The organism is Zobellia roscoffensis (assembly GCF_015330165.1).
Classification (GTDB): domain Bacteria; phylum Bacteroidota; class Bacteroidia; order Flavobacteriales; family Flavobacteriaceae; genus Zobellia; species Zobellia roscoffensis.
The window spans coordinates 521,550-546,320 of sequence record NZ_JADDXT010000002.1 but is presented as its reverse complement, the minus strand read 5'-3'; the positions used below and the strand labels follow the sequence as shown (position 1 = coordinate 546,320).

The window sequence follows — 24,771 nt, the reverse complement described above, 5'->3', positions numbered from 1 at the left end:
AGCATATGTCCGAAAACATCTATTTTAAATTTACGAATAGTGTTGTAATTGCCCCATTGTTGGCAGTGATTACTATATGGGCCGTTTTTTGGGTTGAATTACGTTTTAAAATCAACCTAAATGATTACGGTGTATACCCCCAACGAGTTTCGGGCTTAAAAGGTATTGTATTCAGTCCGTTTATTCATGGTTCGCTGGAACACCTGTATAATAATACCATTCCTTTGGCAGTTTTGACTGCCTCATTGTTTTATTTCTATAGGAGTATTGCTTTTCGGGTACTCCTGACAGGAATTTTAATCTCCGGTTTTTTTACTTGGGCAATTGGTAGGCCTTCTTATCATATTGGTGCAAGTGGTGTTATTTACCTTTTGGCCAGTTTTATATTTTTTAAGGGGATTTTTACAAAACACTATAGGTTAGTAGCTTTATCCTTGGTTGTAGTGTTTATTTATGGAAGTATGCTTTGGTATATTTTTCCTGTAGAAGATGGTATTTCTTGGGAAGGACATTTAGGCGGCTTTCTTGGAGGGCTTTTGTTGGCATTTGTGCTAAAGACAGAAGTACCACCCGTAAAAAAATACGATTGGGAAAAAGAAGATTATGACGAAGAAGCAGATGCGTTTTTGCGGCAATTTGATGAAAACGGTAATTTCATTGAAAAAGCACCTGAAGAAGAAATTCCCCTGGATACAGCTCGGATTACATACCACTTCAAAGAAAATAAAGATAGTGACTCACTAGAATAGAAGTCAGAGACATACTTTAAAAGGACTGAAATTAAGATTTGTTTGTAGTTCTTTGTCTTACTGCCTCGTACAAAAACACGGCACAGGCCACAGAAACATTGAGAGACTCAATCTCACCTAACAAAGGTAATTTTGCGAGATGGTCTGCAGCTTTTAAAGTAGAGGGGGAGATGCCTCTATCTTCAGACCCCATTATTATGGCCGACGGGCCAGAAAAATTAACATCATAAACCGAGGTTTCCGTTTTCTCTGTGGCACCAATTACGCTAATTCCACTTGCCTGTAAATAATAAACCGCATCTTTGATATGGTCTACTTTAGCGATAGGAACTTTAAAAGCGGCACCAGCAGAAGTTTTAATGGTATCCGCAGTTACGGGAGCGGCTCCTTTTTTCTGAATAATAATACCATCAACTCCAGTACATTCTGCAGTTCTGATGATGGCTCCAAAATTACGGACATCAGATAGTTGATCTAGTAATAAAAATAAAGGAGCTTTCTTATCTTCAATGACGGCTTCAACTAGTTCTTCAAGCTCATAAAAAGTAATAGGAGAAATATTGGCAACAACGCCTTGGTGGTTGTTTTGTGTCAACCGGTTTAATTTCTCAATAGGTACATAAGAGCAGTTAATTCCGTTTTTCCGAATCAATCCTTCAAGTTCACGCGATAAATCACCCTTAAGGCCTTTTTGGACAAATACTTTGTCTATGGGTTCATTAGCATTTATAGCTTCTATGACCGCGCGTATACCGTAAATCTGTGTTGTTTTGTCCATGGGCGCAAAGGTAAATAAAAAAACCACCCTTGCTAAGGGTGGTTTTGTAAGAATTGTTAATAATTAACGCGTTAAGGTAAATCGTTAATTTTAGCTGTGCTTTTATATCCGGAATACTCCCAGATTTCACCTGGAATATCAGAAAATTCTGCTTTAAAAGAAATACTGTCTACCACATCACCACTGGGTGTGGTAGCACCTCCTTTAACAATTTTACCTTCGGAGATAGTTACTGTTACATCAAAGTAGAGTTCATCTAAATCTGAACCGCCAAAGGTTAATGCTTCAAAATTTAACGGAGTTTTAGCTTTTAGACCCCAACTATGTTCTAAATCATCTATCCACATCATGTCTGTGTCGTTAGCTCCGGTGTTATAAATACTAATAGTATTTGTACCCTGTGGATCCCCGTTATATATCATATCTACGACCCATTTGCCAGTAACCTCACTAATAAGTATATCACTATCATCAGGCTCTGATTCAACTTGGTCACAAGATATAAAAGAACTTATTAAAGCAAAACTTAGAAATAAGTAGCTTAATTTTTTTGATATTTTATAATCCATTTTTTTAAATTTTTAGTTATAGTAGATTTCAGTTTGAGTAAAGACTGTTTCAAATGAAAAACCAGCGTCCCAATCAACTGTAAGTGTAAGTGTTTTTGCAACTGGGTCCACTATTAATCCAGTAAACGTATTTGAGCCTCCAAACGTATTAGTTGTAACAGGACCTTCACTAGTAAAGTCATTTGCACTAATATCATTTGCTTTAAGAACCATACCTGGTGTGGCATAAGCTACACCTATAGCTCTTCCATACTCATACCATCCACCTTGGGCATCAGATATGGCGTATCTATCATCACCTAAATCCTTAATTATAAAAGGGCCATTATCTTGGTAACCATCAGGGGAACTTCCATCTCTTGAAACAGAAGCCGTATACATTCCGGCTATGCTAGTTACAAGGTCTCCATTGCATTCAGGATATAGCACTGATCTAAACCCTGTTGCAGGGATACCATCTTCATTAAAAGCGCTATATGATACGGAATAGCTATCCGGACCATCATTTACTGAAGTTCCACCAAAGTATTTTCCACTTACTTTTGTTTCTAATTCGATTGGTGATCCTCCAGCCGATGCTACAGCTCCCGGGTCTGAGTAAGAAGTGGCATCACAATCGAGAACAATATCGCCTCCTTCTAAACTAATCAAAGGTAAAAGCGTTATTGCTGAGGTGTCATCGGCACCGGGTGAATCTACGCTAGGGTCACAACTAATTAACGTCAATCCTATGATTGAAAACGTACATAATATTAATCTATATTTTTTCATCTTATTTTTTTTTAGTTATCCCAAAATATAGCATCTGTAATGCTTCTTTGTGCAGGTGCATTTGGATTTAAACTTCTCTCAGACTCTGGATATAACCATGAAGAAGGGAAGGTTCCGCTATTTAAAACAGATAATGGGGGAGTTTGAAAAATTCCATCAGTAAATAATCTACTAGCAGGTCTATCAAATCTTCGAGTTTCAATCCATCCTTCGTCCTCTTGAGTACCATTAAGAGATATCCATTTTTGTACAGCTATCAAATCAATTTGGTCATCTAAAGTTGCTGCTCCAGCAAAATCTAAAGAACTGATGTAAGTAGCAGCGTCAGCAACTTCCATATAGCTAAAGTTTAATTCAATGGCCGTAGAAAATGCTGTTGCGGCATCATCACTTGTGGTATATCTTGCATCAGCTTCAGCCCTTAAAAACCATACTTCCCAAGGACTCATTAAGATAACTGGCTTTGAATCTCCATACGCATATTCAGAAGCTAAACTATAATCAGACGCTGGAGATGTAAAATCTTCGTTGTCTATTGTACCTTGGTCTATTCCGTGTAATGCCCCTTCAAATGTTCCGCTAGTTGCTTTAGTATATAATACTTCAGCTCTAGGGTCATTTAATGATTCAAGTAAATTTAATGTTGCATTACTAGCGAAATAAAACATACCTACTCCAAATTCCGCTCTTGCGTACATTGGATTTTGATCTCCGGTAGCTCCAGAATATGGTATAAATGGCATATCATCAGTAGTCTCTATAAAGGTTCCACTATTGATTAGGCTCTGGATTGCAGCACCCTGAGGACTAGTTTCCGAAGTTCTCATTAAGATTCTTAATTTCAAGGAATTCGCAAATTTCGTCCATTTTGTAATATCACCATTATAGATAAAATCGTCTTCTCCAACTATACCATCTTCAGCTAATTCAAAATCAGTTAATGCCGCATCCAACATGCTAATTAAACCTGGGTAAATAGTTGATTCAGCAGATTCAGAATTGGGAGTTAAGATAGAACCATCTTCAATAGCACCTGAAATAGCTTCAGTAAATGGAACATCACCAAAATGGTCAACTAAACCTTGAAACAAATGAGCTTTAAGTACATTGGCTATACCTCTATATGCAGGAGATTCACTATTGTTAGTTATATAGTTTAAATCAACAAGTGAGTTTGCATATGCTCGTTGCCAATAGCCATTAAAATCCCCAGCTACGGATACATAACGTTCATCATTTCCAATTGAAACACCAATACCCCAAGTGTAATATTGGCTCCACAAGAATGATGAGCTATAGTTTAAGTCGTTTTCAACTACGTATCCCATAAAACCAATAGCGGAGCTTAAAACCTGCGGATCTCCAGCAGATGGGAAAGTGTTTGGGTCTACATTAATCTCTTCTAAGCTTTCACTACATGAAGCGCCAAGAGTTAATAAGAGAATAAGAAATATGTTTATTTTGTTCCTCATCGTATTTTTTTTTAATTAAAATGACAATTGTAAGTTTAATCCTAAGCTACTAGAAGAAGGTGTCTGTGTTGTCTCAATACCTTGAGCGTTACCTGTTGTGCTAACACTACCACTTGTGCTGGTACTAATACCATTAACTTCAGGATCAGCATATTTATTTTCATCAGCTAACCAGTAAAAAAGGTTTTTTCCAAACAACGATATTCTTGCATTAGTAAGGAAGGTATCTTCTAATAATTTGTTAGAAAAGGTGTAACTCAGTTCCACTTCTCTCAATTTTACGTAACTCGCATCAATTAATAGCGTAGAAACTGGAGGGTCATAATTAGTGAAATAATCTTGCTCGGTAATTGCTACAGTATTTTCGGAGAATGTGCCATCTCCATTGTCTACTATAGAATTAGGAAAGATAAAAGACTCTCTGTTATAAACTGTGGTATTAACATTAGTACCATTAAAGTTGGTATTGTATTTGGTTTGAGATGCAAATAAACCTCCTTTTCTCTTGTCAAACAAAACTCTTAGTCCAAATCCTTTATAATTGAAGTTTGCTCCAAAATTAAGTAAATAATCAGGTTGGTTATTTCCTAAGTATACATCTTCATCAGTATATACAGGGAAACCGGTATTGCCGTCAACAATAACTTGACCTTGATCATTTCTCTTGAAGTCATTTCCTTTAAAAGTACCATAGGGCAAACCTTCTTTAGCTACTTGAGAAACTGTTGTACCAGCTGCGAATCCAAAAGTACCAATGTTTAATTCGTCTATGTCGTCTGTAATGGTAATAACCTCATTTTCATTTTTAGAATAAGCTCCAAATACCTCAAAATCAAAATTCTTAACTAACCCTTGTATAGGTTTTAAGGTTAAAGTAAGTTCATGTCCTTTGTTCTCCATTTTACCAATATTACTTACGGTTTGAGTGTACCCCGTAGAACGTGGAAGGCTTATGGTAACAAGCTGATCATCATGGATAGAATGGTAATAAGTATATGCTAAGTTAATTCTGTTCTTAAAGAATCCTAGGTCAGCACCAACTTCGTAAGTAGTGGTTAATTCTGGTTTTAAACCAGGATTGCCAATAGTGTTTCCAATTGTAAACCCGGGTACGCCATCCTTTGGGAAAAAGAGTTCAAAATCACCTAAATCTACAATTGATGGATTACCCACAAAGTAAGAGTTTAATAAGTAGAGATCAGCATCTTTACCAGAAGTACCATAGCTAGCTCTAAGTTTAGCAAAGCTTAACACATCATTTTCTATATTAAATAAATCTGTTACCACTATAGAGGTACCAATCGCTCCATATAGGAATGAGTTGTTATCTTTTGGTAGGGTTGATGACCAGTCATTTCTGGCCGATAATTCCAAAAATGCAGCATCTTTGTAGCCAAGCGTGGCATTACCTAAAACACCATATATTTGATATTTAGTTCTTCTCATGTCCGATCTAGACTGTTGACTACTATTGGCTAAATTGTATACGCCATCAACTACTAAACCTCCTACAGTTGACCCTGTTAATCGTTTACTAGTTCTTTGAAAGAAGTTGTAACCTGCGGATGCTGTAAGCTTAAAATCTTCACCAAATTCTTTATTATAGTTGGCCATTACTGTAGCATCAAGGTTTTCTACTTTAGTATTGGAGTTAATGTATTCACCTAAAGAACTATGCTTGGAATTACGAGTTGCAATTTCTAAACCGTCGGTCCAAACTAATTGTTCGGCTGGAGTGTACGTTGGCGTCCATATATCAGTTTGAGTGTTGACAATATTACCTCCAAAACGACCTAACAATGAAAAATTTTCTGAAAAATCATAGGTCAAGGAAGCGTTAGCTAATACGTTATCGATGTCTGCTTCGTTTCCGTATTCGTTTAAAATATAATATGGGTTAACTGATGAATAAGATCCCCAATACCCGTCAATATCATGGTAAGGGCTTGTGTAGTCTCTTAACTCACTAAGCGGAATGTTAACAGGAGATTGCACTGCCATCGCATATGCATTGTTTCCTTCAAAAGCACGTGACCCTTCTTGAGCTGTATTTTGCTTAACATTAGCGTAACTAACTTTAAAATCCGACTTAAGTTTATCACTTAATTGTGCAGTAGCTTTTAAGGTGATGTTATTTCTTTTATAAGAGGTATTGTCAAGTACACCAGATTGATCAGTATTACCATATGATGCATAATAAGAAAAGCCATCATTAGATCCAGATATATTGATATTATGAGTTGAGGTGTACCCTGTATTAAAGAAATCTTGCAATTGATTTCTTACGGCACTGTATGGTCTTGTTAGGGCTTCTAACGAGCCGTCTCCGTCAGCATCAATTGGGCTTGTCCATGGTCTTACAACACCATCAAAAGCTGGGCCCCAAGACCAGTTTTCACCAGAATCAACACTAGCATTATCAAAACCTTGTCCAAATTTATTTTGGCGTTGTAAACTAACAATCGCGGTTTCCATTGAAGTAGCCCCGTTGTAATTAATCTGCATCTTTTTACCTTGTCCGCTTTTGGTGGTAATAAGAACTACCCCAGAAGCACCACGAGACCCATATAGCGAAGTTGCAGAAGGGCCTTTTAAAATGGTAACAGATGCGATATCATCAGGATTGACGTCATTGAATCTGTTCCCGAAATCCGAATAACCCGTTGTGGAAGACCCTGCACCTCCAGAAGAGGAAGTGTTGTCAATTGCAACACCATCAATAACAATTAATGCATTGTTATTACCGGTTAGTGAGCCAGAACCTCTTAACACAATTTTTGTAGAAGAGCCAACTGAACCTGAAGCAGTACTTAGGTTTACCCCTGCAGATTTTCCTCGTAAAGCTTCTAAAGCATTTTTGTTAGGTACAGAAAGTAAATCTTCTGACTTTATTGTTTGGTTGGCATAAACTGTTGCTTTTGCATTTCGGTCTCCGGAACCAAAAGCAGTTACTACAACCTCTTCAAGAGCCTGAGCATCCTCTGACATTTGAAGATTAATAGCGTTGGACGTTCCAACGGCTCGGGTTTGGTTTTTGTACCCGATGTAAGAGAATACTAATACTTGACCTTCGCTAGCTGAAATAGCATAGTTACCGTCAAAATCTGTTTGGGTACCGGTTGTGGTACCTTGAACAACAATGTTAACCCCCGGCAGTGGTAGACCATCTTGGTCTGATACCGTACCGGTAATCGATTTAGTTTGCGCAAATGAAATCTGCAAGATTAACGCCAAAAACAGCGTTAACAATCCTTTTTGTTTTGCTCTCATTTTATAATTATTTGAATTAGCTAGCTTCAAAAGTCTTAAATTCACGTTAATAATCCAATTATTTTTAACGTTAAATTATGCATGCATAGGTTTTTTGGTGTTATAATTAGTCTTTTTTAAGACTTTTTTTGATAAAATAACACATATGCGTTGAATATAGTTGCGAAAAAATGGATTATTAGATAATTTAAAAATGAATAAGAATCTGTTTTTGTTAAAAAAATCAATATTAATTATAAATTGATCTATTTGGTGTCTAAACGTTAAATTATGGTTGATTGTGAGGAATATTCGGTAGTGATTTGTGGTTTTCTTTACAAGAAAAGTAAATTTCAGGAGAGTTTTGATTTTTTACGGTTATTAAAAAGGTGATCTATTACTGCTGGAAACTTAGTTGTTGAGCTTGATTAAATTTAGCATCTCAAGTATACTTAAAACTTGAAACTGGATTGAAAAAGTAACTACAGTTAGATGATTGGTATTTATTCGTAAATAGCCCTTTTAATAGCTATGATATTCAATAAGGTTTGAACTTTTGTTAGTAAAGCATGATAGAGTTTAGTGCAAGCTTTACTCGTTAAAGCAGATTTAAAAGATCAATAGAATAGAGTTTTAACAATTCAGTGGCTGGAAGGGGTGGAGCAGAAGGCTTCTTAGGATAATGTTTTGACATTTTTACCTTGTAAAATTAAAGTTCAAAACCGGTAGATATTTTCGATAAAAAAAGAGACTACCTTTTCAGATAGTCTCTTTAGAAATTTTGATTAAATAAGGTGGTTCGTGCTATTTAATTTCAGCCTCGCCATATTCAATTGATATATCGGTTTGTGTAGTTCCACCATTTGTGGTAATTACATCTCCAATTTTTATCATACCGTACTTAGTGACTTCTTCCTCGTCCTCAGTAGCTCTTGTTATTTTGTAAATATACAAGTCTCCTTTTTTAACCTCACTAAATCCTGTTTCTGCAGTACCTGCTTCATACAGTCGTTGTGCAACTAATAAATCTTTTTCTGAAAACAGTTTGTCTACAGTATTGTAATGCTCATTCTCACCAGATAGGTCACCAACTTTAACAAAATCTATATCTGTATCACCTTCTTTTTCAAAACCTGCAGGATTTTGGAATTTTATTTCTCCATCCTCGGTATTAGTGTCACCGTAGAAAGTTGCAGTATCAAGACTTAACTTGTTTATCGAAAGGTCAGAACTTAAAGAAACACTATTGGCAGCTTCAAAGGTCTGACTAATAATTGGTATAAAAGTCTCAAGAGTGTCAGTTAAAGAACCGCTTGTAGCAATAAACCTGTAATAAAGTGTGTCCTTAACGGCTAAATTATAACCGTAACTTTCATCTGTGAAGTTAGCGAATATAATTTCGTTGCCATCAACATCTAAGGCCTCTCCTAATGGGGTTGTAGGTGCATAAGTACCTTCTTTTCCATTTTTCCATTCCAAAGAAATATTATCAATTATCGCAGATTTTGTAGAGGCAGCAAAAGTTAAAGTGTCTTCTACAGAAGAATTATAGGTAATAGCTTCCAAACCTTTTTCAAGAGAAAGTGCTTTTGTAATTGCAACATTAAAATCTTTTGAATAAGGTAATCCGTTCGACAGTGTCGTAACCGCAGTAATGTCAATTCCATCTTCTTCCTGACCGTTTAATGTGCCTAGAAGAGATGAGTTAAACGTTGCGATATCACCAGAAATAGTAGCGTCTGTGGTGTTTTCTCCCGTTGATACTGCTACTCCTGATACGGATACATCATCTGCTGTTAATATAGAGAATTCCATAGTATGATCTTCGTCAAGGTTGCTCAAGCTACTAGTGTTTAAAACCACATTGGCACCTAAATCATAATTGGTGATTGCCCCATCGTCTTCACTACAAGAGAAAAGAGCACATATGGGTAAAATAAAAAGTATTTTAAGTTTTTTCATAATAATATTTTATGACTGTTTTTAATTAATTTTTATCCCAGAATAACTTTGTTTCTAATTCATCTCCGCCAATGTTGGAAATAGCAGCTTTTAAGTTAACTTCATTTAAAGTAAGTTCAACATCTGGATATGTTATGCGAAAGGGAGGAAGATTGTTAGTTGTTTTGGCATCCTCGGGAGCAACTAATACTGGGTAGTCTAACCTTCTCCATTCGGTCCAGGATTCATAACCTCTATTGTATAAGGCCAACCATTTCTGTGTTCCTATTTTTTCCTTAAAATCTCCTTCGGCTGTTGCATAGGCTACAGAGGCTTGCCCTAAATAACTGTCTGCCTCTACATTTGTTCCTCCCCAATAGATTATGGAAGCAGTAATTGCATTGTTGTAGTGCTCAGCTGCATCACCAGCTGTAAACCCTCTTTCTACAGCTTCAGCTAATAAAAATTCAACATCATAATAGGTCATTAACGGCGCCTCTAGAGTTGGGTCTTTACCAATCTTGTCGGAAACGTGAGAATACCTTGCAAATGAGTTTAATTCACCAGGTAAGCCTCCAACATATTCACCATTAAGTAAGGTAAAATAGTCATCTCTTCTTGGGTCGTTTAAACTACCCATCATATCTACAATAGTATTTGTAGGAACATAATCATCACGACCTGATAGTACTAATGCTGCATATACAGGATTTGTATAAGGAGCTGCGCTTTCAAAAGCAATTTTCATATTGTCGCTAGCTGAAGTGAAAACTCCGCCTTCTATAGCAGAATTTACAACAGTTTGTGCTTTAGCAGGATCAGAATCCGCTAAGAGCATTCCCATTTGTAATTTTAAGGAATTGGCGAATTTTATCCATTGCTCAATATCTCCATTGTAAACAATGTCTTCTGAAGCTGAGAAACCAACTTCACCAGTTACGAATTTTGAAATTACATTGTTATCCAATCGATCAAGTAGGTCATTAAATACTTCTTCTTGAGTATTGAAAGTAGGATTTAATACATCTATATCTAAAGCTTCGGTATAAGGAATATCACCAAAGGAAGTTACAAGAACGTAGTAGGTATAGATTTCGTAAAGCTCAATGGTTGCAGTTTTATTAGTTTGCACATCTGGTAAGCCAGAAACCAAACTTTTTGCTTCTTTAAAATTCTTTAATACATCTCTATATAAAGTTTCCCAATGAAATTCATCTATATTTCTTGTTTTGAAATCATAGTTTGCCTCATCTGTATAGGTGGTCTCGGTCCAGTGTTGAACAACTAACCGAAAAATGTTCTCATTTACACTAGTCTCTGTCATTTGGTTAAACAACTTGTACTGTGCGCTTGTAAAAAGAGATGCGTCTGTAGTGATCGCAAAATCTTTTTTGTTGACGTTCAGCTCTTCCAAATCATTAGTACACGAAAGTGCGACTAAAGAGATAAGAGCTATTATTATATTTTTTTTCATTTTATATATATTAAAATTGAAGTTTAAGATTTAGTGCGAAATTTCTAGTGGTAGGTAATGACCCAGAAGAAATACCTTGAATATTACCAGATCCAAAACCAGTTTCAGGATCTGCATCAGGTATATTTTTATGGATAATCCATAAGTTAGAACCAACTAGACTTAAAGACAGGTTGTCCATTCTTAACTTTGAAACAAAATCTTTAGGGAAGTTATAAGCTAAACTAACCTCACGTAACTTAACGAATGAGGCGTCGTAAACAAATTCGCTAAGTGGTAATGCTCGGTAACCCGTATTTCCGAAAGCACTAGCGTCTAATCTTTTAGTGTTAGGTGTTCCGTCTGCCAGAACTCCCTCGTAAATAAAACCGCCGCCATTTGCTATTGAGTTTCTTACTGGGTTACCTAAATCGTTTATATAGTCACTACTAGCCAAAACTCCTGTAGCCTGACCATATCTTTGATCCAGTGAGTACATTTCTCCGCCACTTCTAATATCTACGAACACACTTAAGGCTAGGTTTTTGTAAGAAAATGTATTTCTAACACCTGCTAGCCAATCTGGATTACCATTACCAATAATTTGATCGGCATCACTCCAAACTGGTTGACCATCAGCGCCAATTATCTTTTGGCCTTCTTCATTATAAGTGTAGTCGGTACCTTTTAATGCTCCATAGGCTTCACCTGGTTTAGCAACTACTTGAACCCCAAAAGATCCAATTAATAGTTCGTCCAATCCATCGGCTAAAGAAATTACTTCACTTTCATTTTTAGACCAGTTTACATTTAATTTCCATTTGAAATTTTCTGTAATGTCAAATTCAGAGAAGGCAGCTATTTCTAGACCTTGGTTCTCTAGCTCACCAGCATTAATAATTTTGCTAAGAAATCCTGTGGTTTCACTAACGGAAACCGGAACAATCTGATCTGTTGTATTTGTTTTGTAATAAGCAATATCAAAACCTACGTTTGCCTTTTCTAAAAACCTCATTTCAAGACCTACTTCGTAAGACCTTGAGATTTCAGGTTTTAAGTCTGGGTTTTTCTTTGAGTTGCTTACTGCTGCAGCGGCATTTCCTTGGAAAGAAGTTAGGGCAGTGTATGTGTCGTTAATTCTATCAAAATTGGTATCGTTGCCAATTTGTGCCCAGTTAGCTCTTAATTTACCAAACTTAATAAATGGTATATTTAAGTTGTTCGAGAATAGGTAAGACCCTGAAACAGCTGGGTAATAATATGAGTTATTATCTGCGGGTAATGTAGAAGATTGATCTCTACGTAGAGTTCCTTCTAAGAAAAGGAAATCTTTGTATCCAAAAGTTGCACCTGCGAAGAAACTTTGAACTTCTATAGTTTCATCCCGTTCTTTAGGGTTAGGTAGGGCATCAGTTGTATTCTGAAGAGAATATACTCCAGGAACTTTAAGACCACCATTAGTTGCAGCGGTAACCATATTTAAGGTTTCGTGCCTAACGTTACCACCCAAGAAAGAACTAAAACTGAAATCATCGGAAAAGTTTTTAGAATAGTTCAATATCACATCTAAGTTCGTTTCTCTCGCGTTGATGTTTCTTCTTAGATATCCTGAAGTTTGATCACTTCTGTTGTAACTTCCATCGGCACCTTCATTAATACCAAAACCAGTTGCAACAGACCCTACGGCTCTTCTTTCTTCCTGTATTTCGCTATATTGGTCTACGGCTGCTTTACCGGTAACGGAAAGATTTTCAGCAATTTGGTATTTCAATTGAGCATAACCTGTAAGTCTGTCTCTTCCGTCACTTTGATAGTTTTCGTAACGTGTCCAATATGGGTTGTCCCAGTATATTGGCTGTAAGTCTGTTGGAGATTTTGGGTTCCATGTTATGTTTTCCCCCGTTTGTTCGTAAGCAGCTTTTTGCCTTGCAAAATCTACATTGTTTTGTCCCCACTGACGCATAAAACCTACAATATTGTCATTGTATCCTGTAGAGTTTCTACCAACTGTTTTAGTGTTTACATAGGTAACATATCCAGTTGCTTCAAGCTTATCCGTTAATTGTGCGGTAGCGGATAAAGAAAAGGTGTTTCTCTTCTGAGAACTATTAGGTAGTATGCCTGTAGCATCGTAATTAGAGTATGATAATCTAAACGAACCATCTCCGTCAGCAAACCTCTTGGCTACGGCAACAGAGTTTGTGAACGATGTTGGGGTTGTGAAAAAGCTCATAGGGCCGTTTTTTGCAGCCACCCATGGTCTTGCGACACCGTAAGTTTCAGGTAGTTGAGGATAAAGCGCATCCCATTGTAGTAAATTTAGATTAGGGTCAAATGCAGGTCCAAAAGATGCATCATCATTTACATTTGCATAATTGTCAATCGTTCCGTCACCATTGAAGTCTGAGGGGCTGAAGTTATAATCATTTCCACCGTAACCAGCTCCATATCCTTTTTGAAACTCAGGAAAAGTACTACTGTCAATACTACCGATGCTAGCGTTTGAGGATAAAGTTATAGTATAGTCCTTAGTATTTGCTTGACTACCTTTTTTGGTGTTTATCACAATTACACCATTAGAAGCTCTTGACCCGTACAATGCAGTTGCAGCAGCCCCTTTTAATACGTTCATAGACTCAATGTCATCTGGGTTGATGTCAGAAACGGGATTTCCGTAATCATATCCAGTAGAACCTTGTGATTGAGTTCCCGTATTTGTATTTCTGTTAGAAATTGGCACACCATCAACAACAAATAATGCTTGGTTATTTCCGGTTAGAGAAGTTTGTCCACGGATTACAACGTTGGTAGAACCACCAAGGTTGTTAGTTCTTTGTACCGCAAGACCAGCAACCTTACCTGAAAGTTGGTTAAGTACGTTGGATTCTTTTACAGTTGAAAGTTCCTCGGCATCAACTTTTTGCGTTGCGTATCCTAGAGATTTTTTACTTCTCTTAATACCAAGTGCCGTCACAACAACCTCGTCTAAAGCTTCTGCATCTTCCTCCATTTGAATGTTTATGTTGTCGGAAGCTCCAACAACGGCAGAAGTACTCTTTTGTCCTATATAGGAGAATAAAAGCGTTTGACCTTCGGAAGCATTTATGCTATAATTCCCGTCAAAATCTGTTTGTGTTCCGGATGTGGAACCTTGTACTATAATGTTAACTCCTGGCAGAGGTAGACCTTCCTGGTCAGTTACGGTACCTGAAATTGTTTTCTCCTGTGCAAATGAAATCTGCACGACTAACACCAAAAACAGTGTTAGCAATCCTTTTAATTTTGCTCTCATTTTATAATTATTTGAATTAGCTGGCGCCAAAAGTGATAAATACGTGTTAATAATCCAATTTTTTTTAACCTTATATTATGCTTGCATAGGTTTTTAAGTGTGATAAAATGAAGTTGTTGGAGTGAATTTTACTAAAATCACACATTAATCTAAACTGAAGTTATATAAAAGACGATTTTCGGGTTTGTTTTGTAAAAATGAAGATCCGTTTCTGTTAAAAAAATCGGAATAATTTAATAGTGATGGTTTTGAGTCTTTTTGATAAATTAAGTAGGGTTATTACATTTAAAAAGACAGTTTAATCTTATTAAATTAACAATTACTTGTTCGTTGGTTGAATTTTGGGCTGGTTTTGGGTTTTTCTGCTCTTTTGATAAGGTGGTGTTTGAAATGGTTGGTTTAAATAGGGTTGAATGCTATGTGGGTTACAATAGGGTGTAGATTGTTCGTTATAGGTTAAATGTTACTGGATTTTAAAAATCGTAATTTTTGCTGCTCCAACCAGATTAGAATAGCGTTTTGTTGGGGTGCTGTCTTTTTGCTAATTCGGATTGAGAACTAGTTTAAATTAAATTTCTTAAAAATTAATCCCAAACTGTTTGAATTTCTGCGAAATAGTCTTACATTTGCCGACCCTTAAACAAGGGGTTATTTATACATATATAAGTTAGTATGCCAACAATTTCACAATTAGTACGAAAAGGAAGGTCCACGATTACTAAGAAGAGTAAATCGGCGGCTTTGGATTCGTGTCCTCAAAGAAGAGGTGTTTGTACTCGTGTTTATACGACTACACCGAAGAAACCAAATTCAGCTATGAGAAAAGTAGCAAGGGTAAGGTTGACAAACGGTAAGGAAGTGAACGCTTACATTCCCGGAGAAGGACATAACCTCCAAGAGCACTCGATAGTATTAGTAAGGGGCGGAAGGGTAAAAGATTTGCCAGGTGTTAGATATCATATCGTTAGAGGTGCTTTGGATACTGCAGGTGTTGCAGGAAGAACTCAACGTAGATCTAAGTATGGTGCAAAACGCCCTAAGAAGTAAATGAACAAAGAGTTGAGGATGAGGGTTGAGATGCAAGTTTCGATTTTAGTTAAAGCTCTAAACTATTAAGTAATGAGAAAAAGACAGGCAAAGAAAAGACCACTTTTACCAGATCCAAGATTTAACGATCAGTTGGTGACACGTTTCGTCAATATGATGATGTGGGATGGTAAGAAGTCAATCGCTTTTAATGTTTTCTATGATGCAATGGATATCGTAGAGGAGAAAAAGACTGATGACGAAAAAACTGCTTTAGAACTTTGGAAAGATGCTCTTTCTAATGTTATGCCTCATGTTGAGGTTAGGAGTAGAAGAGTTGGTGGGGCAACATTCCAGATTCCAATGCAGATTAGGCCGGATCGTAAGATTTCCACTGCAATGAAATGGCTTATTAGTTTCGCTAGAAAGCGTAACGAAAAGGGGATGGCCCAAAAATTAGCAGCTGAAGTTCTTGCCGCTTCGAAAGAAGAAGGTGCAGCTGTTAAAAAGAGAGTAGATACACATAAAATGGCAGAGGCTAATAAAGCTTTTTCACACTTTAGATTCTAATCGGAAATGGCAAGAGATTTAAAATTTACAAGAAATATAGGTATTGCGGCTCATATTGATGCTGGTAAAACAACAACAACAGAGCGTATACTTTTTTATACTGGTGTTAGTCATAAAATAGGTGAGGTGCATGATGGTGCGGCTACTATGGACTGGATGGAGCAGGAGCAAGAGCGTGGTATTACCATTACTTCTGCTGCTACAACTTGTACGTGGAAGTTTCCAATGGAAAATGCGAAAGCATTGCCTGATACTAAGGATTATCACTTTAATATTATAGATACTCCGGGACACGTTGATTTTACTGTAGAGGTGAATCGTTCATTACGTGTTTTAGATGGTTTGGTTTTTCTTTTTAGTGCAGTAGATGGTGTTGAGCCGCAGTCTGAAACTAACTGGAGATTAGCTGATAACTATAAAGTTCCACGTATTGGTTTCGTGAACAAAATGGATCGTCAAGGTTCTAACTTCTTAAACGTGTGTAAGCAGGTTAAAGAGATGTTGGGTTCTAATGCGGTGCCTATTGTTTTGCCTATTGGTGATGAAGCTGATTTTAGAGGAATCGTGGATTTAGCTAAAAACAGAGCGATTGTTTGGCATGAAGAAGGTTTCGGGTCAACTTTTGATGTTGTTGATATCCCAGAGGAGATGAAAGCTGAAGTTAAGGAGTATAGAGCTGCCTTGATAGAAGCTGTTGCTGAATATGATGAAGAGTTGATGGAAAAATTCTTCGAAGATGAGGATTCTATCACAGAAGAAGAGGTCCATGCTGCATTAAGAGCTGCGGTTATGGATAGAGCAATCATTCCTATGATTTGTGGTTCTTCGTTTAAGAATAAAGGTGTTCAGTTTTTATTAGATGCTGTTTGTAGATATTTGCCTTCCCCTGTAGATAAAGATGCTATTGTGGGTGTGAACCCTGATACAGGTGAGGAAGAATCTAGGAAACCGAATGTAAAAGAGCCTTTTTCGGCCTTGGCGTTTAAGATTGCTACGGATCCTTTTGTAGGTAGATTGGCTTTCTTTAGAACGTATTCTGGTCGTTTAGATGCAGGTTCTTACATATTGAATAACCGTTCGGGTAAAAAAGAACGTATTTCACGTATTTATCAGATGCACTCTAATAAGCAGAATGCAATCGATTATATTGAAGCTGGGGATATCGGAGCTGCTGTTGGGTTTAAGGATATTAAAACTGGAGATACAATGTCTGCCGAGAAGCATCCTATTGTATTGGAAAGTATGGATTTTCCTGATCCTGTAATCGGTATTGCTGTTGAGCCTAAGACTAAGGTAGATGTTGATAAGTTGGGTATGGCTTTAGCTAAATTGGCTGAAGAAGATCCTACATTTCAGGTAAAAACAGATGAGGCTTCTGGTCAGACCATTATTTCTGGTATGGGTGAGCTTCACTTGGATATTATTGTTGATCGTTTAAGACGTGAATTCAAAGTTGAGGTAAACCAAGGTGAACCTCAAGTGGAATACAAAGAAGCACTTACGAAGTTGGCTGCTCACAGAGAAACTTATAAAAAGCAATCTGGAGGTCGTGGTAAGTTTGGTGATATTGTATTCGAAATGAGTCCTGCTGATGAGGATTTTGAAGGAGAAGGGTTGCAATTTGTTGATGAAATCAAAGGTGGTCGTATTCCAAAAGAATTTATTCCATCTGTAGAGAAAGGTTTTACTGCAGCAATGCAAAATGGTCCTTTGGCTGGTTTCGAAATGGATTCTATGAAAGTAGTGTTAAAAGATGGTTCGTTCCACCCTGTGGATTCAGATGCACTATCTTTTGAATTAGCGGCTAAAATGGGTTACAAAGCTGCAGGTAAGGCTGCAGGTGCTGTTATTATGGAGCCAATCATGAAGATTGAGGTGTTGACACCTGAAGAAAACATGGGTGATATAGTAGGGGATTTAAACCGTAGAAGAGGAACAATTTCTAGTATGGGTGATAGAGCTGGTGCTAAGGTGATTAAAGGTGAAGTGCCATTGTCTGAGATGTTTGGTTATGTTACTTCATTAAGAACATTGTCATCAGGTAGAGCAACTTCTACAATGGAATTCGCGCATTATGCAGAAACTCCGTCTAATATTGCAGAACAGGTTATTAAGGCAGCAAAAGGTGTTACAACCGCTTAATTTTTTAGAAAGATGAGTCAAAAAATAAGGATAAAACTTAAATCTTACGATCATAACTTGGTAGACAAGTCTGCTGAGAAAATCGTAAAAACGGTAAAAACTACCGGAGCTGTGGTAACGGGTCCAATTCCATTACCAACTCATAAGAAGATATTTACGGTTTTGCGTTCGCCGCACGTAAATAAGAAGTCAAGAGAGCAGTTTCAACTTAGTTCTTATAAAAGACTATTGGATATTTATAGTTCTTCGTCAAAAACTATTGATGCCCTTATGAAGTTAGAGCTTCCAAGTGGTGTTGAGGTTGAGATAAAAGTATAGTTATAACCCATCTGTTAAGGGTGGGGGACATGTCCTGAGCTGCGTGCGAGGGAAAAACGGAAAAAACAATCAGGGTTGAATTGTTTTGACCCTGTTTTTTTGTCCTATAGTGAACGAGTATTTAATTAGTAATATATAAACGGAAGACGGGTTAGTGTTAATCTGAATTCCATAATTTAAAATCAGTATGTCTGGGTTAATTGGAAAAAAGGTAGGCATGACCAGCATCTTTGACGAGAACGGGAAGAATATTCCTTGTACTGTTATTGAGGCGGGACCATGTGTAGTTACCCAAGTCAGAACCGAAGAAGTTGATGGGTATAATGCTCTTCAGCTTGGTTTCGATGACAAGGCAGATAAGCGTGCTAATAAGGCCGAAGCAGGTCATTTTAAAAAGGCAGGTACATCTCCTAAGAAAAAAGTCGTTGAGTTTCAAGGTTTTGATGAGGATTACAAATTAGGAGACACCGTTAGTGTTGATGTATTTGTAGAAGGAGAATTTGTAGATGTTATTGGTACGTCTAAAGGTAAAGGTTTTCAAGGTGTTGTAAAACGCCACGGATTTGGTGGTGTAGGTCAGGCGACTCACGGTCAGCATAACCGTTTGAGGGCTCCTGGTTCCATTGGTGCCGCATCTTATCCTGCTAGAGTTTTTAAAGGAATGAAAATGGCCGGTAGAATGGGTGGCGATAGAGTTACCGTTCAAAACCTTAGGGTGTTAAAGGTTGTTCCGGAGAAGAATCTTTTAGTTGTAAAAGGTGCTGTTCCAGGTCATAAGAACGCTTACGTAACTATCGAGAAGTAATGAAGGTAGCAGTTTTAGATATCAAAGGAAAAGAAACAGGTAGAAAGGCAGACCTTTCTGATGCTGTTTTTGCAATAGAACCGAATGATCATGCGGTGTATTTGGATGTTAAACAATATTTAGCACACCAAAGACAAGGAACGCACAAAGCAAAAGAGCGTGCGGAAATTGCGGGAAGTACTCGTAAGATCAAGAAGCAAAAAGGAACTGGTACAGCGCGTGCTGGTAGTATTAAATCTCCTATTTTTAGAGGTGGTGGTAGAATTTTTGGGCCAAGACCTAAGGATTACAGCCAGAAGTTGAACAAAAACGTTAAGCGTTTGGCTCGTAAATCTGCGCTTAGTATCAAATCTAAAGAAGAAGCAATTTTGGTTGTAGAAGACTTTAATTTTGATACGCCAAAGACAAAAGATTTTAAAGGAGTTTTGAAGTCCTTAGGGCTTGAGAACAAAAAATCGTTGTTTGTCTTGGGTGATTCAAATAATAGCGTATATTTGTCTTCGCGAAATTTGAAAGGTTCCGAAGTCGTAACTTCCTCAGAAATAAGTACTTACAAAATTCTTAATGCAACGAGTATTGTGTTGTTGGAAAGTGCTTTAGAAGGATTGGAGTCAAATTTAACAAAATAGAAAGCCATGAGTGTGTTGATAAAACCAATAATAACGGAAAAAATGACTGCTGAAAGCGAGTTGTACAACCGTTATGGTTTCGTTGTTGATCCAAGGGCCAACAAGATTCAGATTAAAGATGCTGTAGAGGCAACTTACGGTGTTTCAGTAAAGAAGGTGCGTACCATGAATTATGGTCCATCTCGTAAAACACGTTTCACCAAGACTGGCGTACAGCATGGTAAGACTAATGCAATTAAAAAGGCAATAGTTGATGTGGTTGAAGGTGATATCATTGATTTTTACAGTAATCTATAAAGACAAGAAATGTCAGTTAGAAAATTAAAACCCATAACCCCCGGGCAGCGTTTTAGAGTAGTAAATGGTTTTGACGCCATTACTACTGATAAGCCGGAGAAGAGTTTGCTCGCTCCGTTAAAAAAATCGGGAGGTAGAAACAGTCAAGGAAAAATGACCATACGCCAAAGAGGTGGTGGGCATAAGAGAAGGTATCGTGTTATTGATTTTAAAAGAGATAAGCAGGGAGTTTCTGCTGTTGTAGAATCAATTCAATATGATCCAAACAGAACGGCTTTTATTGCTTTGTTGAAGTATGCTGATGGTGAGAAAAGATACATCATTGCGCAAAACGGATTACAAGTAGGTCAAGAAGTTGCTTCTGGAAGTAATGTGGCTCCTGAAATTGGAAATGCATTACCTATAAGTGAGATACCATTAGGTACTATTATTTCTTGTATAGAATTACGACCTGGTCAAGGAGCTGTTATGGCTAGAAGTGCAGGTACTTTTGCTCAGTTAATGGCAAAGGACGGTAAGTTTGTTACGGTGAAGATGCCTTCAGGTGAAACTAGGTTAATATTGTCTACGTGTATGGCTACGGTTGGAGCTATATCAAATTCTGATCATCAATTATTGGTATCTGGTAAAGCGGGTAGAAGTAGATGGTTGGGTAGAAGACCTAGAACGAGACCAGTAGCAATGAACCCTGTTGATCACCCAATGGGTGGTGGTGAAGGTAGGGCTTCTGGTGGTCATCCAAGATCAAGAAACGGAATTCCGGCTAAAGGTTATAGAACACGTACTAGAACCAAGAAGACGAATAAGTATATTCTAGAACGTAGAAAGAAATAAAAAGTAAGAAACAATGGCACGATCGTTAAAAAAGGGACCTTACGTTCATTATAGCTTGGAGAAAAAAATCCAGCAAAGCGCTTCTTCTGGAAAGAAGAGTGTTATAAAGACGTGGTCAAGAGCATCGATGATAACACCTGATTTTGTAGGTCAGACTATAGCTGTGCACAACGGAAGACAGTTTGTTCCTGTTTTCGTTACAGAGAACATGGTAGGTCATAAATTAGGCGAATTTTCTCCAACAAGATCTTTTAGAGGTCATGCAGGAGCCAAGAACAAAGGAAAAAAGTAAGCTATGGGAGTTCGAAAAAAACAGATGGCCGAAAGAATCAAGGCTGAGAAAAAGCAGATAGCGTTCGCTAAGTTGAACAACTGTCCTACATCGCCTAGAAAAATGCGTTTAGTAGCTGACCTTGTAAGAGGGGTAAAAGTGGAAAAGGCTTTGGCTATATTGCGTTTTAATCCAAAAGAGGCTTCTCGTAAGTTAGAGAAGTTATTGCTTTCTGCCTTGGCAAATTGGCAATCAAAGAATGAGGATGCTAGTGTAGAGGATGCGGATCTTTTTGTAAAAGAAATTCGTGTTGATGGAGGTAGTATGTTAAAGAGATTGCGTCCAGCTCCACAGGGTAGAGCGCATAGAATTAGAAAACGTTCCAACCATGTTACATTGGTTTTGGGGTCTAATAATAATATAGAAAGCTAGAATGGGACAGAAAACAAATCCGATAGGAAATCGTCTAGGAATTATCAGAGGATGGGAATCTAACTGGTATGGTGGAAACGATTATGGAGATAAGCTAGCTGAGGACGATAAGATACGTAAGTATATTCATGCGCGTTTGGCGAAAGCTAGTGTGTCTAGGGTAATTATAGAGCGTACCTTGAAGTTGATTACAATTACAGTGACTACTGCAAGACCTGGTATTATTATCGGTAAAGGTGGTCAAGAGGTGGATAAGCTTAAGGAAGAGCTTAAGAAAATCACGAATAAAGAGGTTCAGATCAATATTTATGAGATCAAGAGACCTGAACTTGATGCTAATTTGGTTGCTGCAAGTGTTGCGCGTCAAATAGAGAGCAGAATTTCTTTTAGAAGAGCTATTAAAATGGCTATTGCTGCGGCAATGAGAATGAATGCAGAGGGAATTAAGATTCAGATTTCAGGTCGTTTGAATGGTGCTGAAATGGCGCGTTCGGAGTCTTATAAAGATGGTCGTATTCCATTGTCTACTTTCCGTGCAGATATCGATTATGCTTTGCATGAGGCACAAACGACATACGGTAAGTTAGGTATTAAGGTTTGGATCATGAAAGGTGAAGTGTACGGCAAGCGTGAGTTGTCTCCATTAGTAGGTATGACTAAAGGTCAATCTTCAAAAGGTGGTGATAAGCGTGAAGGCGGAAGAAAGCAACGTCGTAGAAAGTAATTTTTTAAAGAAGTAAACAATGTTACAACCTAAAAGAACCAAGTTTCGTAAGATGCAAAAAGGCCGCATGAAAGGCAATGCGGGTAGAGGTTTCCAGTTATCAAATGGAATGTTCGGCATCAAAACTTTGGATTCAAAATTTATAACGTCACGCCAGATCGAGGCAGCTCGTATCGCGGCTACTAGATATATGAAAAGGCAAGGCCAGTTATGGATCAAAATTTTTCCAGACAAGCCTATTACCAAAAAACCTCTTGAGGTTCGTATGGGTAAAGGTAAAGGTGCTCCTGAGTATTTTGTGGCGGTCGTTAAGCCTGGAAGAGTTTTATTTGAAGTTGCTGGTGTACCTATAGATGTTGCTAAGGAAGCATTAAGGTTGGCAGCGCAAAAGTTACCTGTTAAAACAAAGTTTATTGTTGCACGTGACTACGTTGATCAAGATTTAATCTAAGTTGTACCATGAAAAACAAAGAAATTAAAGAATTGTCCATAGAAGAGCTTAAGCAAAAACTTGCTGAGTTTAAAAAGGAGTCTGCGAATCTTAAAATAGCTCACTTTGTGACGCCATTAGAGAATCCACTTCAAATCAGAAAGACAAGAAGAACGGTAGCTAGATTAGCAACGGAATTAACTAATAGGGAAAACCAATAACTGGTTCGGCTTTATGGAAGAAAAAAGAAACTTAAGGAAAGAAAGGATAGGGGTTGTAACCAGTAACAAAATGGAGAAATCTATTGTTGTGGCCGAGGTAAAGCGAGTAAAGCACCCTATGTACGGTAAGTTCGTTTTAAAGACGAAAAAATATGTTGCACACGACGAAGCAAATGATTGCAACGAAGGTGATACCGTTAAGATAATGGAGACACGCCCGTTAAGTAAGACTAAAACTTGGCGTTTAGTAGAAATCTTAGAAAGAGCTAAATAATATGTTACAGCAAGAATCAAGGTTAAAGGTAGCGGATAACACTGGGGCAAAAGAAGTTTTGACCATACGTGTACTTGGTGGTACCAAGAGAAGATACGCTTCCATCGGAGATAAGATCGTTGTTACGGTTAAAGAAGCTACGCCTAACGGAGGTATCAAAAAAGGTGCGGTTTCTACGGCGGTAGTTGTAAGAACAAAGAAAGAAGTAAGAAGACCAGATGGTTCATATATTCGTTTCGATGACAATGCTTGTGTATTGTTGAATCCAACGGGCGAAATGAGAGGAACCCGTGTTTTCGGTCCGGTTGCCCGCGAATTACGCGATAAGCAATTCATGAAAATTGTTTCATTGGCCCCAGAGGTACTATAATATTAGAGCAAGCATGAAAAAGTTGAAAATTAAAACGGGAGATACAGTACGTATCATTGCTGGAGACCATAAAGGTACTGAGGGCAAGGTGATAACTGTAGACCGTGAGAAGAACAAAGCCATCGTGGAAGGTGCAAATATGGTTTCTAAGCATCAGAAACCAAGTGCACAGAACCCACAAGGTGGTATCGTTAAAAAAGAAGCTCCTATCCATATTTCTAATCTTGCGCTTATTGATGCTAAATCAAGCGAGACTACAAGAGTAGGGTACGAGGTTAGAGACGGAAAGAAAGTCCGGTTTTCTAAGAAATCCAATGAAGTAATATAAGTTATGGCTTACGTTTCAAGGTTAAAGAAAGAATATGGTGAGCGTATAGTAGATGCGCTTAAAGAAGAATTTGGTTACAAGAATGTAATGCAAGTGCCAAAACTTCAGAAGATAGTTGTTAGTAGAGGTGTTGGTGCCGCTGTTGCAGATAAGAAACTTATCGATCACGCAGTTGACGAATTGACTAATATTACAGGTCAGAGAGCTGTAGCTACATTGTCTAAGAAGGATGTTGCCGCATTTAAGTTGCGTAAAGGCATGCCTATTGGTGCTAAAGTTACTTTACGTGGTGAGCGTATGTACGAATTCTTGGATCGTTTGATCACAAGTGCATTGCCACGTGTTCGTGATTTTCAGGGGATTAAGGCTACTGGCTTTGATGGTCGTGGAAATTATAGCCTTGGTGTAACGGAGCAAATTATTTTTCCTGAAATCAATATTGATAAAATCAATAGAATTGACGGAATGGATATTACCTTTGTTACTTCGGCTGATACGGATAAAGAAGCAAAATCATTGTTAACAGAATTAGGATTACCTTTTAAAAAGAACTAGTATGGCTAAAGAATCTATGAAGGCCCGTGAGCGCAAAAGAGCGAAAACTGTTGCTAAATATGCCGAGAAAAGAAAAGCTTTGAAAGAAGCTGGAGATTACGAAGCATTGCAAAAGTTGCCAAAAAATGCATCACCTGTTCGTATGCACAATCGTTGCAAGTTAACAGGTAGGCCAAAAGGTTACATGAGAACTTTTGGTATCTCTAGGGTTATGTTTAGAGAGATGGCCAATAAAGGTCTTATACCAGGTGTTAAGAAAGCAAGCTGGTAA

27 protein-coding genes are annotated in these 24,771 nt (G+C 37.6%); 19 read left to right on the top strand and 8 right to left on the bottom strand.

Annotated features, from left to right (window positions below; all coding sequences use genetic code 11):
- Window positions 1–5 precede the first annotated feature (5 nt).
- Window positions 6–749, top strand: coding sequence for a rhomboid family intramembrane serine protease (locus IWC72_RS02405; RefSeq protein ID WP_194528038.1), 744 nt, complete (start codon window positions 6–8; stop codon window positions 747–749).
- Window positions 750–780: 31 nt separating this feature from the next.
- Here IWC72_RS02405 and rlmB read toward each other — a convergent pair whose 3' ends face one another.
- From rlmB to IWC72_RS02365, 8 genes are all read right to left on the bottom strand, one after another.
- The gene (gene rlmB, locus IWC72_RS02400) at window positions 781–1,527 is read right to left on the bottom strand and encodes a 23S rRNA (guanosine(2251)-2'-O)-methyltransferase RlmB (protein ID WP_194528704.1); all 747 of its coding nucleotides are present in this window, start codon (window positions 1,525–1,527) and stop codon (window positions 781–783) included.
- A 71-nt stretch (window positions 1,528–1,598) separates the two neighbouring features.
- Window positions 1,599–2,096 (bottom strand): lipid-binding protein, encoded by a 498-nt coding sequence (locus tag IWC72_RS02395; RefSeq protein ID WP_194528703.1) that lies wholly within the window; start codon window positions 2,094–2,096, stop codon window positions 1,599–1,601.
- 12 nt (window positions 2,097–2,108) lie between these two features.
- Entirely contained in the window at window positions 2,109–2,867 is a 759-nt protein-coding gene (locus tag IWC72_RS02390) for a hypothetical protein (protein ID WP_194528702.1), read from the bottom strand.
- Between the two features lie 11 nt (window positions 2,868–2,878).
- Window positions 2,879–4,339 (bottom strand): SusD/RagB family nutrient-binding outer membrane lipoprotein, encoded by a 1,461-nt coding sequence (locus IWC72_RS02385; RefSeq protein WP_194528701.1) that lies wholly within the window; start codon window positions 4,337–4,339, stop codon window positions 2,879–2,881.
- Between the two features lie 15 nt (window positions 4,340–4,354).
- Window positions 4,355–7,609 (bottom strand): SusC/RagA family TonB-linked outer membrane protein, encoded by a 3,255-nt coding sequence (locus IWC72_RS02380; RefSeq protein WP_194528700.1) that lies wholly within the window; start codon window positions 7,607–7,609, stop codon window positions 4,355–4,357.
- Window positions 7,610–8,392: 783 nt separating this feature from the next.
- Complete coding sequence (locus tag IWC72_RS02375) at window positions 8,393–9,550, bottom strand: hypothetical protein (protein ID WP_194528699.1); 1,158 nt, start codon at window positions 9,548–9,550, stop codon at window positions 8,393–8,395.
- A gap of 25 nt (window positions 9,551–9,575) precedes the next feature.
- Entirely contained in the window at window positions 9,576–11,003 is a 1,428-nt protein-coding gene (locus IWC72_RS02370) for a SusD/RagB family nutrient-binding outer membrane lipoprotein (protein ID WP_194528698.1), read from the bottom strand.
- A gap of 10 nt (window positions 11,004–11,013) precedes the next feature.
- Window positions 11,014–14,274, bottom strand: a complete 3,261-nt coding sequence (locus tag IWC72_RS02365) for a SusC/RagA family TonB-linked outer membrane protein (protein ID WP_194524655.1) — start codon at window positions 14,272–14,274, stop codon at window positions 11,014–11,016.
- 672 nt (window positions 14,275–14,946) lie between these two features.
- On the opposite strand from IWC72_RS02365, the gene rpsL reads away from it, so the two are divergent.
- The 18 genes from rpsL to rpsN all read left to right on the top strand — a co-directional run bounded on the left by rpsL (window position 14,947) and on the right by rpsN (window position 24,771).
- Window positions 14,947–15,321, top strand: a complete 375-nt coding sequence (gene rpsL, locus IWC72_RS02360; RefSeq protein WP_010519393.1) for a 30S ribosomal protein S12 — start codon at window positions 14,947–14,949, stop codon at window positions 15,319–15,321.
- A 72-nt stretch (window positions 15,322–15,393) separates the two neighbouring features.
- Window positions 15,394–15,870: a 30S ribosomal protein S7 gene (rpsG, locus tag IWC72_RS02355; protein WP_194524654.1), complete on the top strand. Its 477-nt coding sequence runs from the start codon at window positions 15,394–15,396 to the stop codon at window positions 15,868–15,870.
- 6 nt (window positions 15,871–15,876) lie between these two features.
- Window positions 15,877–18,012 carry an elongation factor G gene (gene fusA, locus IWC72_RS02350; protein ID WP_194524653.1) on the top strand — a complete coding sequence of 712 codons (2,136 nt, stop codon included), beginning with the start codon at window positions 15,877–15,879 and terminating at the stop codon, window positions 18,010–18,012.
- A gap of 12 nt (window positions 18,013–18,024) precedes the next feature.
- On the top strand, window positions 18,025–18,330 hold the full coding sequence (gene rpsJ / locus IWC72_RS02345; RefSeq protein WP_007094989.1) for a 30S ribosomal protein S10: 306 nt from the start codon (window positions 18,025–18,027) through the stop codon (window positions 18,328–18,330).
- 187 nt (window positions 18,331–18,517) lie between these two features.
- Window positions 18,518–19,135, top strand: coding sequence for a 50S ribosomal protein L3 (rplC, locus tag IWC72_RS02340; protein WP_194528697.1), 618 nt, complete (start codon window positions 18,518–18,520; stop codon window positions 19,133–19,135).
- Window positions 19,135–19,764, top strand: coding sequence for a 50S ribosomal protein L4 (gene rplD / locus IWC72_RS02335; protein WP_194524651.1), 630 nt, complete (start codon window positions 19,135–19,137; stop codon window positions 19,762–19,764). The genes rplC and rplD overlap by 1 nt, the downstream gene beginning before the upstream one ends.
- Window positions 19,765–19,770: 6 nt before the next feature.
- The gene (rplW, locus tag IWC72_RS02330; protein WP_194524650.1) at window positions 19,771–20,061 is read left to right on the top strand and encodes a 50S ribosomal protein L23; all 291 of its coding nucleotides are present in this window, start codon (window positions 19,771–19,773) and stop codon (window positions 20,059–20,061) included.
- A gap of 9 nt (window positions 20,062–20,070) precedes the next feature.
- A complete protein-coding gene (rplB, locus tag IWC72_RS02325; RefSeq protein WP_194528696.1) occupies window positions 20,071–20,895 on the top strand; it encodes a 50S ribosomal protein L2 in 825 nt (274 codons plus the stop codon).
- Window positions 20,896–20,908: 13 nt separating this feature from the next.
- Window positions 20,909–21,187, top strand: coding sequence for a 30S ribosomal protein S19 (gene rpsS / locus IWC72_RS02320; protein WP_013993861.1), 279 nt, complete (start codon window positions 20,909–20,911; stop codon window positions 21,185–21,187).
- Window positions 21,188–21,190: 3 nt separating this feature from the next.
- Window positions 21,191–21,598, top strand: a complete 408-nt coding sequence (gene rplV / locus IWC72_RS02315) for a 50S ribosomal protein L22 (RefSeq protein ID WP_194524648.1) — start codon at window positions 21,191–21,193, stop codon at window positions 21,596–21,598.
- Window position 21,599: 1 nt separating this feature from the next.
- Window positions 21,600–22,322: a 30S ribosomal protein S3 gene (gene rpsC, locus IWC72_RS02310; protein ID WP_038238165.1), complete on the top strand. Its 723-nt coding sequence runs from the start codon at window positions 21,600–21,602 to the stop codon at window positions 22,320–22,322.
- A 19-nt stretch (window positions 22,323–22,341) separates the two neighbouring features.
- Window positions 22,342–22,773 (top strand): 50S ribosomal protein L16, encoded by a 432-nt coding sequence (gene rplP, locus IWC72_RS02305; protein WP_194524647.1) that lies wholly within the window; start codon window positions 22,342–22,344, stop codon window positions 22,771–22,773.
- A gap of 8 nt (window positions 22,774–22,781) precedes the next feature.
- The gene (gene rpmC, locus IWC72_RS02300) at window positions 22,782–22,973 is read left to right on the top strand and encodes a 50S ribosomal protein L29 (RefSeq protein WP_194524646.1); all 192 of its coding nucleotides are present in this window, start codon (window positions 22,782–22,784) and stop codon (window positions 22,971–22,973) included.
- Between the two features lie 13 nt (window positions 22,974–22,986).
- Window positions 22,987–23,247 carry a 30S ribosomal protein S17 gene (gene rpsQ / locus IWC72_RS02295; RefSeq protein WP_194524645.1) on the top strand — a complete coding sequence of 87 codons (261 nt, stop codon included), beginning with the start codon at window positions 22,987–22,989 and terminating at the stop codon, window positions 23,245–23,247.
- A 1-nt stretch (window position 23,248) separates the two neighbouring features.
- Window positions 23,249–23,617 (top strand): 50S ribosomal protein L14, encoded by a 369-nt coding sequence (rplN, locus tag IWC72_RS02290; protein WP_013993867.1) that lies wholly within the window; start codon window positions 23,249–23,251, stop codon window positions 23,615–23,617.
- A gap of 13 nt (window positions 23,618–23,630) precedes the next feature.
- Window positions 23,631–23,945 carry a 50S ribosomal protein L24 gene (gene rplX / locus IWC72_RS02285; protein WP_226979466.1) on the top strand — a complete coding sequence of 105 codons (315 nt, stop codon included), beginning with the start codon at window positions 23,631–23,633 and terminating at the stop codon, window positions 23,943–23,945.
- A 3-nt stretch (window positions 23,946–23,948) separates the two neighbouring features.
- Entirely contained in the window at window positions 23,949–24,500 is a 552-nt protein-coding gene (rplE, locus tag IWC72_RS02280) for a 50S ribosomal protein L5 (protein ID WP_194524644.1), read from the top strand.
- A 1-nt stretch (window position 24,501) separates the two neighbouring features.
- The gene (rpsN, locus tag IWC72_RS02275; RefSeq protein ID WP_179242380.1) at window positions 24,502–24,771 is read left to right on the top strand and encodes a 30S ribosomal protein S14; all 270 of its coding nucleotides are present in this window, start codon (window positions 24,502–24,504) and stop codon (window positions 24,769–24,771) included.